Genomic DNA, 15,812 nt, shown 5'->3' with positions numbered 1-15,812 from the left:
CAGAGCAGCGGGAAATACGCTGAAACTGGCGAAATGACGGGCCAGACCAATGGTCCGCGTCGGGCGCTCACGCGTTCGATCTATGTTGCAGCGCAGAAGGGAGCCGCGCCATGACGACCGCCACGGTCGAGAAGACCGAACTGAAGGACCTGTACGAGATCGGTGAGATCCCGCCAGCCTTCCATGTGCCCAAGAACATGTACGCCTGGACCGTGCGCAAGGAGCGCCACGGCCGTCCGGCCACCGCCATGCAGGTGGAGGTGGTGCCGACCTGGACCATCGGCGAGGACGAGGTGCTGGTGCTCGTGATGGCCGCGGGCGTGAACTACAACGGCGTGTGGGCCGCCCTGGGCGAGCCGATCAGCCCGCTGGACGGACACAAGCACCCCTATCACATCGCCGGGTCCGACGCCTCGGGCGTGGTCTGGGCGGTGGGGGCCAAGGTCAAGCGCTGGAAGGTGGGCGACGAGGTCGTCATCCACTGCAATCAGGACGACGGCGACGACGAGGAGTGCAACGGCGGCGACCCGATGTTCTCGTCCAGCCAACGCATCTGGGGCTACGAGACGCCGGACGGCAGTTTCGCCCAGTTCTGCCGGGTGCAGTCGCGCCAGCTGATGCCGCGACCCAAGCACCTGACCTGGGAGGAGGCCGCCTGCTACACCCTGACCCTGGCCACCGCCTATCGCATGTTGTTCGGGCACAAGCCGCATGAGCTGAAGCCCGGCCAGAACGTGCTGGTCTGGGGCGCGAGCGGGGGGCTGGGCGTCTTCGCCGTGCAGTTGGCCGCCGTGGCCGGCGCGCACGCCATCGGGGTTGTCAGCGACGACGACAAGATCGACTTCGTCAAAAGCCAGGGCGCCAAGGCGGTGCTGAACCGCAAGGAATTCAACTGCTGGGGCCAGCTGCCCACGGTGAACGGCCCCGAGTTCAACGACTACATGAAAGAGACGCGCAAGTTTGGCAAAGCCATCTGGCAGATCACCGGCAACCGCGACGTCGATTTGGTGTTCGAGCACCCGGGAGAGTCGACCTTCCCCGTCTCGGTCTTCCTGGTGAAGCGCGGCGGCATGGTCGCGATCTGCGCGGGGACCAGCGGCTATAACCTGACCATGGATGCGCGCTTCCTGTGGATGCGGCAAAAGCGGGTGCAAGGGTCGCACTTCGCCAACCTGATGCAGGCCAGCGCGGCCAACCAGCTGGTCATCGACCGTCGCATCGACCCGTGCCTGTCGGAAGTGTTCCCCTGGGACGACATCCCGGCGGCGCACGAGAAGATGCTCGACAACAAGCACCTGCCCGGGAACATGGGCGTGCTGGTCTGCGCCCAGCGGCCCGGCCTGCGCACCTTCGAAGAGGTGCGGGAGCTGTCGGACGGGAACGCCTGAGCCGTTGAGCCGCTAGTCAGCCAGGCCGGAGCGCCGTGCGTCCTCGGGACGCCGGCCGCGCCGGCTCCTCAGGATGACGAAGTCGGGGCAAGCTGAATCCGTCATGCTGAGGAGCGCCCGCCCGGGCGCGTCGCGAAGCACGCATGGAGACAGCTATGACCAACACACCCTGGTGGCGCGGCGCGGTGGTCTATCAGGTCTATGTGCGCAGCTTCTTCGACAGCGACGGCGACGGGCACGGCGACCTGCCGGGCCTGATCGCCAAGCTCGACTACATCCAGAGCCTGGGGGTGGACGCGATCTGGCTGTCGCCGATCCACCCGTCGCCGAACCGCGATTGGGGCTATGACGTTAGCGATTATGAGGACGTGCATCCCGACTACGGGACGCTGGCCGATTTCGACGCCCTGCTGGAGGCGGCCCATGCCCGCAGGATCAAGGTTTTGCTGGACGAAGTGCTGGCGCACACCAGCGACGAGCACCCCTGGTTCCAGGAGAGCCTGCGCAGCCGCGATAACGCCAAGGCCGACTGGTACGTTTGGGCCGAGCCCAAGGACGACGGCACGCCGCCCAACAACTGGCTGGCGGCGTTCGGCGGGGCGGCGTGGTCCTATCAGCCGGCGCGGCGGCAGCATTTCCACCACCGCTTCCTGCGCCAGCAGCCGAAGCTGAACTGGCACAACCCGGACGCCCGGCAGGCGGCGTTGAACGTGCTGGATTTCTGGCTGACGCGGGGGGCGGACGGCTTTCGCCTCGACACCACCAACTGCTACCTGCACGACCCGGAGCTGACCGACAATCCGGCCGAACCGGCGGAGAGCAAGACCGCCTGGCACTGGGGCCACGCGCCCAATCTTCAGCGGCACCTGCACGACAGCAACCGGCCTGACAACATCGAGGCCATGGATGCGGTGCGGCGCACGGTGGAGCGTCACGACGACCGTTTTGTCTTCGGCGAATTCTTCGAGGAGGCGGCGCTCTCTGGCGGGCTGGCGGCGCCCGACGCGGGCCTGCACTCGGGCTACAGTTTTCCGCTCCTGATCGCGTCGGAGCTGGAGCGGACCTTCCTGCAGACGCACTATCAACTGCTGTCCGAGCACGCGGACCATTGGCCCTGCGTGGCGTTCTCCAACCACGACATCGTTCGGACCGTGACGCGGTTCGGCGGCGTGAACGCCGGGCCGGAACTGGCGCGGCTGATGCTGGCCCTGCTGCTGAGCCTGCGCGGCACGATCCTGCTCTATCAGGGCGAGGAGCTGGGCTTGCCCGAGGCGGACCTGACCCGCGATCAGCTGCGCGATCCCATGGGAGATCTCTACTACCCAGTGGCCAAGGGACGGGACGGCTGCCGCACGCCGATGCCGTGGAATGAGGAGCAGCACTTCGGCTTCACCACCGGCTCACCCTGGCTGCCGGCGGCCAAGGAGCATGTGGGCCTGACGGTGGCCGAACAGGACGGCGACGCCGGCTCGACCCTGGCCTTTTCGCGCCTGCTGATGAAGGTCCGTCGCCATTCGCCGGCCCTTCGCCTGGGCAGTCTGGACTTCATCGAGGCGCCGGCGCCGATCCTGGCCTTTGAGCGGCGCGAGGGCGGCGACCACGTGGCCTGCCTGTTCAACCTGAGCCGGGAGACCGTCACCTGGGCGACGGTTCTCGGGGGCGAGGCCCTGGCCGCGACGGGCGAGGTTCGGATCAAGGACGGATCGGTGGCGCTGGGTCCCTATGCGGCGGTCCTTCTTCGCCTCTAGCCGCACCGCCCGCGATACGCCTAAGCTCGTTCCAAAATAAGGGAGCGGGACATGGGTTTGGTTCGCACGGCGGCCTTCACAGGCCTTGGCGTGGTGGTGGCTATCGGCGCTGTGGTGGCGGTCCGGACCGTCACCTTCAAGCCCCCGGCGGTGGTCGATCCGGCATCCCTGAATCTGCCAGCGCCGCGCAATGTCGACGCCGCCCGCGTGGCCGAGCGGCTGGCGCAGGCCATCCGTTTCCAGACCATCAGCCACCAGAATCCCGCGGAGAACCAGCCGGCGGAATGGGACAAGTTGCACGCCTGGCTGCAGACCACCTACCCCGCCGCCCATGCGGTGATGACCCGCGAGACAGTGGCCAACCACGCCCTGGTCTATACCTGGAGGGGGTCGGACCCGTCCCTGCGGCCGGCGATCCTGATGGCGCACCAGGACGTGGTGCCGGTCACCGCTGGGACCGAGGGCGACTGGAAGCACCCGCCATTCGAGGGACTGATCGCCGAAGGCGCGGTCTGGGGCCGGGGCGCGATCGACGACAAGGGATCGCTCGTCGCCCTGTTCGAGGCGATGGAGAACCTGGCGGCTGGCGGCTACCAGCCGCGGCGGACGATCATCCTGGTCAGCGGGCATGACGAGGAAGCCGGCGGTTCAGGCGCCAAGGCGGCCGCCGCCCTGCTGAAGGCGCGGGGTGTGCGGGCGCACTTTGTCCTGGATGAAGGCATGGCGGTGATCGCCGACCATCCGGTGACCGGCGGCAAGGTGGCCCTGATCGGCACGGCGGAGAAGGGCTATGCGACCCTGACCGTCACCGCCAAGGCGGCGGGGGGTCACTCGTCCACCCCGCCCAAGGAGACCGGGGTCGAGACCCTGTCAAAGGCGGTGCTGGCGATCACCGGCGATCCCTTCCCGCTGCGGTTCACGGGCCCCGGGGCGGACATGCTGAAGGCGCTCGCGCCGCAGGCGTCGCCTGTCGTGAAGATGGCGGCCGCCAACACCTGGCTGTTCTCACCTCTGCTGGTGAAGGAGACGGGCAAGACGGCGGCGGGGGCGGCCATGCTGCACACCACCATCGCCCCGACCATGCTGAAAGGGTCGCCGAAGGAGAACGTCCTGCCGCAGGACGCCACGGCCTGGATCAATTACCGCATCGCGCCGGGCGACACCTCGGCGTCGGTCATGGCGCGGGCCAAGGCGGCGGTGGGCGACCTGCCGGTGACCCTATCGTGGATCAATACCCCAGTGGAGCCGTCGGGGGTCGCCTCGACCGAGTCCGAGGCTTGGAAGACCATCGCCGGCGTGGCCGCGGCTGAGACCGGCGCGCCGGTCGCCCCGAGCCTGGTCGTGGCGGGGACCGACAGCCGCTACATGACGCCCGTTTCCGACGCGACCTATCGCTTCCAACCGATCACCCTGGGTCAGAAGGACCTGGCCATGATCCATGGCACCAACGAACACATCGCCATCGAGGACGTGGGCAAGATGGTGCGGTTCTACATGCGGCTGGTGGAGACGGCGGCCCGCTGAAAAGCTAAAGGGAGCCATGGCTGAAGGCGACGCCCCTACCGGCAAATCAGTGACCCAGAAGTTCGGGCAGGGCTTCCTGCTGGACAGCTGGTACTTCGCGGCCCTGTCGGGGGATTTGAAGCGCGGCAAGCTGCAACGCTATGAGCTGCTAGGCGAGCCGGTGCTGCTGGGCCGGCGCGGCGACGGCGGCGTCTATGCGCTGAAAGACATCTGTCCGCATCGAGCCGCGCCGCTATCGGCGGGCAAACTGAAACGCGAATGCGACGGGCGCGAAAGCGTCGAGTGCCCCTATCACGGCTGGCGGTTCTCTACCGACGAGGGGATCTGCACCACGGTTCCGTCCCTGGTGGACAATCAGGCGATGGAGGTCGAACGCATTCGGGTGCGCCGTTATCCCGCTGTCGAAAGCCAGGGGATGGTGTTCGTCTGGATTTCGTCGGACCCGCGCTTCGCCGGCGAGCCGCCGGAGCCGCCGCCGGTCTTCCCCGGCGTGGTGGGCGGGCGACCCAAGCTGGTGGACCGCATGGTGTTCGACAGCCACATCGACCACGCCGTCGTCGGACTGATGGACCCGGCCCACGGGCCGTACGTGCATCAGCAGTGGTGGTGGCGTTCCGCCAAGAGCCAGCACGAAAAGGCCAAGAGGTTCGAGCCGCGCGAGGCGGGCTTCGCCATGGTTCGCCACGAGCCGTCCAAGAATTCCCGCGCCTACGCCGTATTGGGCGGCGAGCCGTTGACGGAGATCACCTTCCGCCTGCCCGGACTGCGCTGGGAGCATGTGACAGTGGGCAAGCGTCAGGTGCTTTCCCTGACCTGCCTGACGCCGATGGACGAAAATCGAACCCGGATCACCCAGATCATGTGGTCCGATCACCCGGCCTTCATCGTCCTGCGGCCCGTTATCCGTAAGGCGGCGCGCATCTTCCTGCGGCAAGACGCCGCAATGGTGAATCTTCAGAATGAGGGCCTGCGCTACGATCCAGCCCTGCTCTGGGTGGATGACGCCGACCGCCAAGCCAAGTGGTATCAGCAGCTTAAGCGCGAATGGACCGCCAGCCGCACGGAGGGCCGGGCGTTCCGCAATCCGGTGACGCCAGCGACGCTGAAATGGCGAAGTTGAAACCCTTGTCCCAAAATCGGTCGGCGTTCGTATTGCTTTAAGACGCTTGGGTCATGTTGCCCCAGTTAGTTTGAGGAAGCGGCGGGAACCGCATGCAGCCGGAAATCCAGGCGTTCGTAAATCCGGACAGCCTCGCCGTAACGTACCTGATCATCGACCCCTCGACGGGTCTGTGCACGTTCGTGGACCCTGTCCTGGACATCGATCCGGTCGCCAAGAAGCTCTCCAGCGCGTTCATTGAGAACATCGTCGGCAAGATTCGCGAGCGTGATCTGGGTCCGACCTGGATCGTGCAGACCGCCATCGAGGGCGATCGCATATCGGCCGCCGGGCGCATCAAGTACCTGACCGGCGGCTCGACCTGCGTCGGGGCGGAGGTTCCCAAGACCATCGCCGCCCTCTGCCCGCTGGCGGGCATCGAGGTCAGCGTCTCGGGCGTCGATTCCATGGGTTATGACTTCGACAAGCTGGCCCGCGGCGGCGATCCCATGCCCATGGGCTCGCTGAAGCTGTACGCCCTGCCGATCCCGGGTCGCACGCCAGAGGCGGTGGCCTATCGTGTGGGCAACGTGGTCTTCGTCGGCACCGCGCTAAGCGCCGACGCCAAGAGCGCGGGCTCGACCGACATGCCGACCGCCAATCCGGTGCAGTTGCACCAGTCCCTGCGCCGTCTGCTGACCAAGCTGCCGGAAGGCGTGAAGCTCTATCACAGCCAAGCCGTCCGGGCCGCCGATGGGACCCTGGTCCACGAAAGCACCATCGCCGATCAGCGCAAGAACAATGCGGACGTGGGCGACGACTCCAATGAGACCGCCTTCGCGGCCATCCGGGGCCTCGCGCCCCTCGCCCTGAGCCCGGTTCAGAAGTTCGCGCTGAAGGTCAATCTCAGCGCCGGACGGCTCGCTCCCAAATAGGGTTCTGAATCAGGACTTGCCCGCTCTCCTTCGTGCGGATAGATGTTTCGCATACGAAGGATATCGCATGACGGACAGCGCAGTCTTCGAACAGGTGGCCGACAAGGTGCGCGCCGCCCTGCACGCCCAGGGCCTGTTCCGGCACATGGGCGCCGAGGTGGCCAAGGTTCAGCCGGGCTGGGTCGAGATCGTCCTGCCCTTCCGTGAGGAAGTGGCCCAGCACAACGGCTTCTTCCATGGCGGGGCGGTAGGCTTTGTCGTCGACATCGCCTGCGCGGCCGCAGCGGGAACGGTCCTGCGCTCGTCCAGCGAGGCGGTGCTGACCGCCGAGTACAAGCTGAACATCGTCGCCGCCGCCCGCAGCGGCCGTCTGGTCTGCCGCGCCGAGGTGATCAAGCCGGGCCGGCTGCTGATCCCGGTCGAGGCCAAGGTTCATGTGATCGACGAGGCGGGCGTCGAGCGCCTGGTCGCCGTCGGTCTGGCCACCATGGCGGTGGTCTCCACCGAACGCGTCGCCGCCTGAGGAGCCAATCCATGTCCGAAAACGATTTCTCGCAGCAACTGACCCAGGGCCAGGCCGGCTCCCTACCCGACCTTTTGGGCCTGGAGTGGATCGAGGCCCGGCGCGGCTATGTCAAAGGCCGCTTCGCGGTGAAGCAGCACCACATGGCGCCCAATGGCTTCCTGCACGCCGCCAGCGTCATCGCCCTGGCCGACAGCGCCTGCGGCTATGGCTGCGTGGTCTCCCTGCCCGAAGGCGCGACCAGCTTCACGACCATAGAGCTGAAATCCAACTTCCTGGGCACGGCCCGGGACGGCGGCGTCGCGGTGGAGGCCACGCTGGTCCATGGCGGCCGGATGACCCAGGTCTGGGACGCGGTGGTGACCCATGAGGAGACCGGCAAGACCATCGCCATGTTCCGCTGCACCCAGATGGTTCTGCACCCCAGAAACTAGCGGCGAAAAAGTCCTGTACGACGGGCTTGCGAAAGCGGGACCTCGCCGTTAGGTTCCGCGCCTCGATCACAGGGGCCCTTTCGAGGGTCCCGCCCCCGGTTAGGAGAGGTGGCAGAGTGGTCGAATGCACCGCACTCGAAATGCGGCATACCTGCAAGGGTATCGTGGGTTCGAATCCCACCCTCTCCGCCACCACTTTTTAAGCCTCTGAGCTTTTGAAGAAATCTGGAAAAACAAAGGCTTCGTTACGGCTCGGCGTTACAATCGTAACGAACGAGGCCTCCGTGACCGATTATCTGGATGAGAACCGCGCCATTCCGGCCTTCCGCCGTGCGGTTCCTCAACATCTTCAGCCCTACATTCTCACCAAAACGGGGAAGCCGCGCACGGAGTGGCGGTTTTCGCTGAAGACCAGCGACAAAGCCCTGGCTCGTGAGCGCTGCCGCATTGAGGGTGTGAAGACCGATGCGCTGATCCGGGAAGCGGAGGAGCGGCGCAGGTCAGACTTGGTCGAGCGGGCCAAGCCATCTGCGCAACGTGAACTCGAGCGGGACATATGGGAGGCCCAGCTTGAGAATGACGAGCGGAACTACCGCGACATGTTCGAGCGCGAGATGGAGTTTGAGGAGAGAGAGCCTATCAGGCAACGCTTGATCGCCGTCCTCAGCCGCCCCTTGGGAGAGCTGACATCTGCGGAAGCCGCCATGCGGGACCTAATCCCGGACGAGGAGTTTGACCCTCCTGAAGTCAAGGCCGCTCGCCAAGCGAAGATTGACGCCGATTGGGCAGAAGGCGCTAGGGAGGCAGCCCGCGCGTTCGCAGCTCGCAAGGCGGGGTCAGAGCAACTTGCCCGCTCAATCTCAGCGATGTTTGAGGCCTATGCGGATGAAGCTGGCCTTGAGCCGGCAACACGCAAGCGTTGGAAGCCTGTCATTCAGCACTTCGTTGATTACACCGGCCACGATGATCCGCAGAAGATCACCCGAGACAACGTTCTAGCGTGGAAACAGGTGCTGCAAGCCCAGAAGGATGGCGCTGGTAGCAAGGTACGGGGTCCGCGCACGATCCGAGAAGTGTATCTCGCCGCACTCAAAGCCACCCTAAATTGGGGCGTAGAAAACCTGTGGCTTGGCGAGAACCCTGCCGACAAGATCACGGTGCGCGTAAAGAAAAAGGCCCGCCTGCGCGAGCCCGACTTCACACGCGAGGAGGCCCTGCTCATCCTCCGCAAATCTCTGGAAAGCCACAGCGGCAAGCTTCCGCCCGAACATGCCCTAGCCCGCCGATGGGTCCCTTGGCTCTGCGCGTATACAGGTGCCCGAGTAAACGAGATCACTCAGTTGCGACGCGAGGACGTCGCCAAGATCGGGGAAACTTGGACGATCCGGATCACTCCTGAAGCGGGAAGCCAGAAGAAGGGAGAGGCGCGCACTGTCCCACTGCACTCCCATCTAGTTGAGCAGGGCTTCCAGGACGTCGCCCTCGCCCGTCCTGATGGACCGCTATTCTATGATCCGTCCCGAGGCCGTGGCGGCAACGTCGCAAATCCGCAGTACAAGAAGGTTGGGGAGCGCATAGCAGCTTGGGTTCGGCAGATCGGGGTGGACGATCCGGACGTTCAGCCCAACCACGCATGGCGGCACCTCTTCAAGACCAGAGCGCGCAACGCGAAAATGGATGTTGATGCTCGCGAGGCGATCCCCGGCCACGATCCCGGCACGGAGGGCCGGCGGTACGGAACGAACGACGTCCCCTTCCTAGCGGCGGAAATTGAAAAGCTGCCTCGCTTTTCCTTCGAGTAGGCTCACGTCGGAAGTGCGGTTTCTGGCCGTGGAGTGAGCCAGGATCGCAGGCCCGCAGGAGCCGCCCACACCGGCCCAGAGGCTCGACGGCCACCTACCCAGCCGACGAGCAGCTCAAAGGCGCCTAGCGCAGCCCGAGGGGCGTTACAGGCCCGCCGCCGCCAGGAGTTCCGAGGGCGTCCGGCCCAAGGCTTGGGCGATACGCGCTATCGCGAGCAAGCTGACGTTTCTTTTGCCCCTCTCGACCTCACCCATGTGGGTTCGATTGATGCCCGCCGCATCCGCCAATGCTTCTTGGGATATACCGACTTCATTGCGCGTGGCGCGGATCGCGTCACCCACGCTGGTGAGCGTCTTCGTCCCTTCTGTGGTGAGCGCTAACTTCGGCACGCGGCCTTGGTCACCGCTAGATGGGTTTACGCACCACTGGATTTATGTACCATTCGCGCCCATCATTGTTGATTGGGCGATAGTTCACATGCTTGGCCGGTTTAAAGGGATGCTCTCGGCGAGTGCAGCCAGCGTTATCGCAAGGGATGCACTCAAGGCGCTTCAACTCCCCATGCTCCCGTTTGACCCGGCAACGATAGCCACCCGGCTAGTGGCGATCAGCTACAACACGAAGCCTGACCTGTTCGACGGAAAGCTCGGCCCTCGCCCTCATGCGATCTCTACAGCCGCCGTCGCGCTAGCTGATGGGCTTACCTATGATGGATACGAATTCGATCACTCATCCAAACAATGCGTCTTTCTTGCGCTTGGAAACGTGCTGATCGACGCATCCGCAAACAGCCGAAAGTACGGGCTGAAGCCGATTGATCTAAAGCTTCTGACCCTGGCAGAAGACGCCTACTGGAAGCACGAACAGGAAGCACGCCCTCGCGTGGATGCGGTGCTGAGCCCGCTCGGCCTTTAGTCCGAAAACGAGACAGATGCTGCGCGTGCTCAAGACGGTATCAAAACCAGTCAGCAGCACATTTGTCCGAATTGCTGCTACTTTACCTAAGTAAAGTATCTATCGTGAATGCTCCACGAGAGCCTTAAGCACATCGACGTTGAGCTTGCTCTTCCCGACATGGATACGCCTGACACCCGAGCCGCGCTGAATAGGGTAGGCCCGATCTCCGACAGTGACGACATCATCCGTGAAGGTGATCTCCACCACGACCTTCTGGTGCGCCTCTTCAGCACTATCGTTGGCCTTCAACGCCAACTTGACCTTTGAGGGGGAGTAATGGACGTCCAGGTCCAAGCTTACCCGGCGAAGTCGCAGCAGCTCGGCAACCCGCTCCTTCTGCTTCGGGGAAAAACGCTCAGTCAGAATGTTTGCGGGCAGCTTGGCGGCGACATGCGTCCCTAACTTCTGCGCAAGGCTGGCATTAGAGAGGTGGATCGTCGCCGGGTCGGACAGAAACATCGACACCGCCTTCACGGGCACGTCTCTAACCTCCTTTGAGCGCGGCTTATATGCGGCCACGTCAGCTTTGACCCGCAGACGCTGAGCCTCAGGATGCTTTGCCTTGTACTCCCTCTCAGCCTTCTTCGCGGCTTCCATAACCGCGCCCTTTAGCTTGGGCCTGTGGTCACTCACTCATCGCTCCCGCAGCACGATCCAATACCCGCTTCACAGCCATGGGCGTCCACTCACTTCCACGAGCCGTCTGCACTCTCATTTCGTTTAGCCGCTTAGCTAATGCGCTCAAGCTAGCCGGCCCCTCCGACTGGATTTGCCCGATTAAAGGCAACACGCTGGCCGCAAACACTTCGGCCTTACTCCGGAGGGCGGCAGTACCAAGATCGGGTCTCCGTACCTTCAGGCCGTTCGGATTACCCAATCGGCTTACCTGCCTTCCAGACCTTGCCGAGAAATGCTCTTCGCCGAGCGCCAGCTTTGAGCGGATCGCGGATAGCGCCGATTTCGTTCGAGCTGAAACCGCTTCCCGCTCCTGCTGAGCTACAGCCGCCATGATGTGAACAGTGAGGCTGTTTGCGCCAGGCATGTCGCAGGCCACGAAAGGCACACCTTGCTCCATGAGACCGGACAAGAAGTGAACGTTCCGACTGAGGCGATCCAGCTTCGCGATGAGCAGTGTTGCCCCGGTCAGCTTGCAGCGATCCATCGCGTAGCGAAGCTGCGGACGATCAGCCCCCTTCCCGCTCTCTATCTCCTCGAACTCGGCGATCAACTCCCCACTCTGGCTTGCGACATAGCCGCTGACTGCAAGGCGCTGTGCGCCAAGCCCTAGGCCCGACGCCCCCTGTTTAGCTGTCGAAACCCTGTAATAGGCAACGTACGCAACACCCATATCAACCCTCGTAACGGTCGTTACTTGTTTTGATATGCTCAATCGGTTGGCGGGTCAAATGGGCGGCCCACGTACGGATACCGGCCCAAGGACGCGGCGCATTGCAGGCAGCCCCTCCAGGGGGAACCTTCAGCAATTAATCTCTCAGGGGCCTTCTCGCGCATCCAACGCAAATTCAGGCCATCGAGTGACCAAGTTATGTGGAAGAGCTTCGCTCCGAGAGAGGGAGACGCCTTACGACTTCAAGCAAGCCATCAATCGCCTCGCAAAGCAAAGCTTGGTGCCGATCTGTCTGGAGCGCCACTATAGCGATTGATATAAGGAGCATCGCATTACTCCTACGAGCAGAAATACTTTGGGCAGTAGCGCGGCTACGCGGCAACGATTTGTTGGAAGCATACAACAATTTGTTCCGCGCATTGGAATGAACCCGAAGCATTTCTCTGATTTGAGCGAACTTTGCTCCCTCGGCTAGCTTCTTAAAGTCTCGCGACAGAACTGTACCGTCTTCACCCGGCGGAGCTGCTCGCACTATATCTAATGGTTCAACTGGCTGTAGAACTACATCTTTCATATGGGGTGATGTTACACCAAAGTCCGACACCGGAATTCCGACGTCAATTCTCGGATCCTTTAAGTCGAACATCACGCGCAGATTTTTTAAACCTGTCGCCATGTTCGCCTTTACGGCTAGCGCGCAGGCCAGCACTGCAGCTTTATGTGTGTGATCCTTTACAGATAGCCGGTCTGCGTGGGGATAGCTTCGAAACTGAAGCGCTTTGATAAGCGCTGCCGCCGCCTCTTCTTCGCCAGTAATTGCGCGAAATGAGGCCATCTCGCGGTCTATAGGCAACAGCGGCATCGCCAGATCGAAATGACGCAGTGAGTTCTCAACCCTGAACCGGACCGCCCGAGGCAACTTCGGAGCCATCACGCGCAACGCGCCCTCAATGTCGCCATCTTGCACCGAGGGGACAGCCCCCTCCGAAGCCAACTCACGGTCGCATATCGACATTCGCTACCTCTAAGATAGAAATAGAAAAGGGGAGGCGTTCCAATGCGATCGAAGCTACTGCAAATCACGGTGAAGAATATCGGCTGCATCGGGCCGGAGGCGGTAACCGTCAAACTAGACGACGTTCTATGCCTTGTAGGGCCTAACAACTCCGGCAAGACCACGATCCTACGAGCCTACGAACTTGCCGTAGCGCCTGGGCTCTTCGATCCTATGCATGATCGATGCAACTGGGCACCTAAGGAGGATCCAGCCGAGATCGTGCTCGACGTCCATATTCCTGACGGCATGGGGAACGTGGACGCCAAGTGGAAGATTGAAGATGGAGACAAGCGGGTCGTTAGGAGCCGCTGGAGCTGGGCCGCCGGAGGGGGGAAAGCCGTCCGGCAGACATGGGACCCCCAACTGAACGACTGGGCGGCCGAAGGCAAAGCTGGCGGCGCTGACAATGTGTTTGCATCGCGACTGCCCAAGCCTATGCGGATCAAATCGCTAGACGACGCGATGACGACTGAGGACGTTCTACTTACCCTAGCCTTGAGCCCCTTTGTGAAGGATCTGAAGGCGCTTGAGGCAGATGAGAACTCGCAACTCTCGAAAGACAAGGTGGCACTGGCCACCACCGTCAACAAGCTTACCGATCCCCACAAAAAGCGTCTCGACGAGATATCCGGCCAGATCAAGACAGGCTTCCAAGGCATCTTCCCTGGCCTTGGCGTGAAGCTTCACGTCGAGATGCCCACTCCTGAGCTAAAGCTAGAGGCCCTTCTCAAGCAGGGATCAGGAATACGGATCGAGGAAGCGGCAGGGATATCTCGCGTATCGCAACAAGGGACCGGCGCGAGGCGCGCACTCTTTTGGGCGATGCTTCAGGTCCATAACGAGATCAGTCGTCAGACTGAGAGGCGAGAGGGTCTTTTGAAATCACTCACCGCCCTACTGAGGGCGGAAGAGAAAAAGAAAGACGAAGAAAAGATCAAGCTCATCACTGCACAGATATCTGCAATAGCCGATGGAGCCCCACTCCCAGAGGATGCGGACGATCCAGCGCTGCCCGGCTACATCCTTCTAATAGACGAGCCGGAAAACGCACTCCATCCGATGGCTGCCCGAGCCGCCCAAGACCACCTCTACACACTCGGACAACATGAAGATTGGCAAGTGCTTCTTACGACACACTCACCATACTTCATCAATCCGCTGGAAGATCACACAACGATCGTCCGCATGGAGCGATCCAACGACGGCAAGCTGCTGTCGCCCCGCGTCTACGTATCCGACGAGGTAGCGTTTTCAGATGAAGAGAAAGAAAATCTCCAAGCTCTGCAACTGACAGATGCTGGCTTCGCCGAAATTTTCTTTGGTAGCTATCCCATTCTCGTGGAAGGCGACACCGAGCATGCAGCCTTTATATCTGCTGTAGTGAAAGATAAGGACGCTATGGCAGGAAAGGTGAGCATCATACGTGCTCGCGGAAAGGCTATTCTTGTACCGCTTGTGAAGATGCTTCGCCATTTCAAGGCAAACTTTGGTATCATTCACGATATTGATTGGCCGTACCGAAAGGACGGTTCGGCGAATGGCATGTGGACGGTCAACACATCCATCCGGCAACAAGTCGCAGAAGCTCGGCAAGAGGGCCGCTCCGTTCGACATCGCTGGAGCACACCAGATTTCGAACGGTTCCTTGGCGGGTCCGCCCTCGGGAAGGACAAGCCCTACGCTGCATATGCGCGTGTATCGTCGGATGAGGCGCTCAAGGATAAAGTTCGAGGCCTGATGGCGAGCCTATACGACGGCGACCACGACCCAACGAACCACGATGGCGAGCAAGACTTCATCGCGCAGATTGAAGCAAGCCTGGTGGCTTGGGCGACAGACAACAACGAGCTGGCGAACCCGCGCCTCACACCAAAGAAGAGCGCATAGAGCGAGCCGCGCGCTCCTATACAAACGAGGCTTTAGTGATGACCCCAGAATTTGAGGCCCTCAGTAGAGAAGCCGGGATCGCCGCCGCAGCGATAGGCCAGGGAATAAATGGGATAAATAAGGCGACATATGCTGAGAAGGGCTACTATCATTACGCATTTTTCAATCTATCAATAGCCCTGGAGCGATTAGGGAAACTGATTTTCATCTTAGACTATCTTGTCAGAGAAGATCGGTACCCTTCCGACAAAGAACTTAGAGCCTTAGGCCACCAATTATCCGACATCATCCAAAAGACTGAAGAGATACGTCAGGATCGCAATCTTACGTCCGAAGCCTTTCCTGATGATTTAGTAAGCAGCGCCATAGTTCAGGTGCTCTCGCAGTTCGCAACATCAACGAGATACTACAACCTTGATTACCTAGTCGGCGGCAAGTCTGCGGCTATGCAGGAGCCAATAGCGGCTTGGTATCACTCTGTGAGCCAACCCATCTTGAGCAAGCACTATTCCGCGCGGCAACGCGCACGGAATGAAGCTCAAGCGCAAGCATTAGGCGCTCTGCTGGACGACATCTCCTCAGTTCATCACACCGCCGAAGATGGTAGGCCGATCAGATCATGGAGCGAAGGTGCGTTAGCCACAGGAAGCATCAGCATACTCCAAAAGTTCAGTCGCATGTACTGCTTGCGGCTATTCCGCAGCCTGACTGACACTCTCGGCGAACTTCAGAACATTGCCATGCGAGCACGGTATGACATTCCGTATCTCACCGACTTCTTTGGGATATTCAACAATGACGACAGCTACTTTTTGAGCAGAAAAACTTGGGACCCATACCGCCCATGACGAGGCGGGACGCCTGCATTGCGAGGCCAGCTAGAGGTGTTACAGTGGCTCGCTCCAAACGTAACGTCAGCTCGTAAAAAGCCCAATATTTTCCGAGGCTTTGTGATGGTGGGTGTAAGTCCCACCCTCTCCGCCACTTCCGCAAAAACGGAAGTAAATTCAGTAGTCCAGCGTACCTAGGGCAGGTTTGCAGGAGCATTTGCTCCACAACTCTGCTCCACATCGGCTCCTCCCGAGGATGGCGCAATAAGCGTCGGTACC

15 protein-coding genes and 1 tRNA gene are annotated in these 15,812 nt (G+C 61.7%); 12 read left to right on the top strand and 4 right to left on the bottom strand.

Annotated features, from left to right (window positions below):
* Positions 1–110 precede the first annotated feature (110 nt).
* From ccrA to O5K31_RS02955, 9 genes are all read left to right on the top strand, one after another.
* Positions 111–1,388 carry a crotonyl-CoA carboxylase/reductase gene (ccrA, locus tag O5K31_RS02995; protein ID WP_269715673.1) on the top strand — a complete coding sequence of 426 codons (1,278 nt, stop codon included), beginning with the start codon at positions 111–113 and terminating at the stop codon, positions 1,386–1,388.
* A 155-nt stretch (positions 1,389–1,543) separates the two neighbouring features.
* Positions 1,544–3,136, top strand: a complete 1,593-nt coding sequence (locus tag O5K31_RS02990) for an alpha-amylase family glycosyl hydrolase (RefSeq protein WP_269715671.1) — start codon at positions 1,544–1,546, stop codon at positions 3,134–3,136.
* Positions 3,137–3,187: 51 nt separating this feature from the next.
* Complete coding sequence (locus O5K31_RS02985; RefSeq protein WP_269715669.1) at positions 3,188–4,660, top strand: M20 family peptidase; 1,473 nt, start codon at positions 3,188–3,190, stop codon at positions 4,658–4,660.
* Between the two features lie 16 nt (positions 4,661–4,676).
* Complete coding sequence (locus tag O5K31_RS02980) at positions 4,677–5,780, top strand: aromatic ring-hydroxylating oxygenase subunit alpha (protein WP_269715667.1); 1,104 nt, start codon at positions 4,677–4,679, stop codon at positions 5,778–5,780.
* Between the two features lie 92 nt (positions 5,781–5,872).
* Positions 5,873–6,694 carry an MBL fold metallo-hydrolase gene (locus O5K31_RS02975; RefSeq protein ID WP_269715665.1) on the top strand — a complete coding sequence of 274 codons (822 nt, stop codon included), beginning with the start codon at positions 5,873–5,875 and terminating at the stop codon, positions 6,692–6,694.
* 67 nt (positions 6,695–6,761) lie between these two features.
* Complete coding sequence (locus O5K31_RS02970) at positions 6,762–7,217, top strand: PaaI family thioesterase (protein ID WP_269715663.1); 456 nt, start codon at positions 6,762–6,764, stop codon at positions 7,215–7,217.
* An 11-nt stretch (positions 7,218–7,228) separates the two neighbouring features.
* Positions 7,229–7,651 carry a PaaI family thioesterase gene (locus O5K31_RS02965; RefSeq protein ID WP_269715661.1) on the top strand — a complete coding sequence of 141 codons (423 nt, stop codon included), beginning with the start codon at positions 7,229–7,231 and terminating at the stop codon, positions 7,649–7,651.
* Positions 7,652–7,753: 102 nt separating this feature from the next.
* Positions 7,754–7,843, top strand: a tRNA-Ser gene (locus O5K31_RS02960).
* A gap of 92 nt (positions 7,844–7,935) precedes the next feature.
* Positions 7,936–9,453, top strand: a complete 1,518-nt coding sequence (locus O5K31_RS02955; RefSeq protein WP_269715659.1) for a DUF6538 domain-containing protein — start codon at positions 7,936–7,938, stop codon at positions 9,451–9,453.
* 144 nt (positions 9,454–9,597) lie between these two features.
* Here O5K31_RS02955 and O5K31_RS02950 read toward each other — a convergent pair whose 3' ends face one another.
* The gene (locus O5K31_RS02950; RefSeq protein ID WP_269715657.1) at positions 9,598–9,795 is read right to left on the bottom strand and encodes a helix-turn-helix transcriptional regulator; all 198 of its coding nucleotides are present in this window, start codon (positions 9,793–9,795) and stop codon (positions 9,598–9,600) included.
* Between O5K31_RS02950 and O5K31_RS02945 the strand changes: the two genes are divergently transcribed.
* Complete coding sequence (locus tag O5K31_RS02945) at positions 9,722–10,369, top strand: hypothetical protein (RefSeq protein WP_269717128.1); 648 nt, start codon at positions 9,722–9,724, stop codon at positions 10,367–10,369. The genes O5K31_RS02950 and O5K31_RS02945 overlap by 74 nt on opposite strands.
* 99 nt (positions 10,370–10,468) lie before the next feature.
* Here the strand turns inward: O5K31_RS02945 and O5K31_RS02940 are convergent, their stop codons facing one another.
* The 3 genes from O5K31_RS02940 to O5K31_RS02930 form a co-directional block, all read right to left on the bottom strand.
* Positions 10,469–11,044, bottom strand: a complete 576-nt coding sequence (locus O5K31_RS02940; RefSeq protein WP_269715655.1) for a hypothetical protein — start codon at positions 11,042–11,044, stop codon at positions 10,469–10,471.
* Positions 11,037–11,759, bottom strand: a complete 723-nt coding sequence (locus O5K31_RS02935) for a recombinase family protein (protein WP_269715653.1) — start codon at positions 11,757–11,759, stop codon at positions 11,037–11,039. Before O5K31_RS02935 ends, O5K31_RS02940 begins: the two co-directional genes overlap by 8 nt.
* A gap of 196 nt (positions 11,760–11,955) precedes the next feature.
* The gene (locus O5K31_RS02930; protein ID WP_269715651.1) at positions 11,956–12,726 is read right to left on the bottom strand and encodes a hypothetical protein; all 771 of its coding nucleotides are present in this window, start codon (positions 12,724–12,726) and stop codon (positions 11,956–11,958) included.
* Between the two features lie 90 nt (positions 12,727–12,816).
* On the opposite strand from O5K31_RS02930, the gene O5K31_RS02925 reads away from it, so the two are divergent.
* Together O5K31_RS02925 and O5K31_RS02920 are read left to right on the top strand one after the other, a co-directional pair.
* Positions 12,817–14,703, top strand: coding sequence for an ATP-dependent nuclease (locus O5K31_RS02925; protein WP_269715649.1), 1,887 nt, complete (start codon positions 12,817–12,819; stop codon positions 14,701–14,703).
* A 38-nt stretch (positions 14,704–14,741) separates the two neighbouring features.
* Positions 14,742–15,551 carry a hypothetical protein gene (locus O5K31_RS02920; protein WP_269715647.1) on the top strand — a complete coding sequence of 270 codons (810 nt, stop codon included), beginning with the start codon at positions 14,742–14,744 and terminating at the stop codon, positions 15,549–15,551.
* Positions 15,552–15,812 lie beyond the last annotated feature (261 nt).

Source organism: Caulobacter sp. NIBR2454, from assembly GCF_027474405.1.
Lineage (GTDB): Bacteria > Pseudomonadota > Alphaproteobacteria > Caulobacterales > Caulobacteraceae > Caulobacter.
Note: the sequence above shows the minus strand (reverse complement) of the source record. Positions and strands in the feature narration are given on the sequence as shown.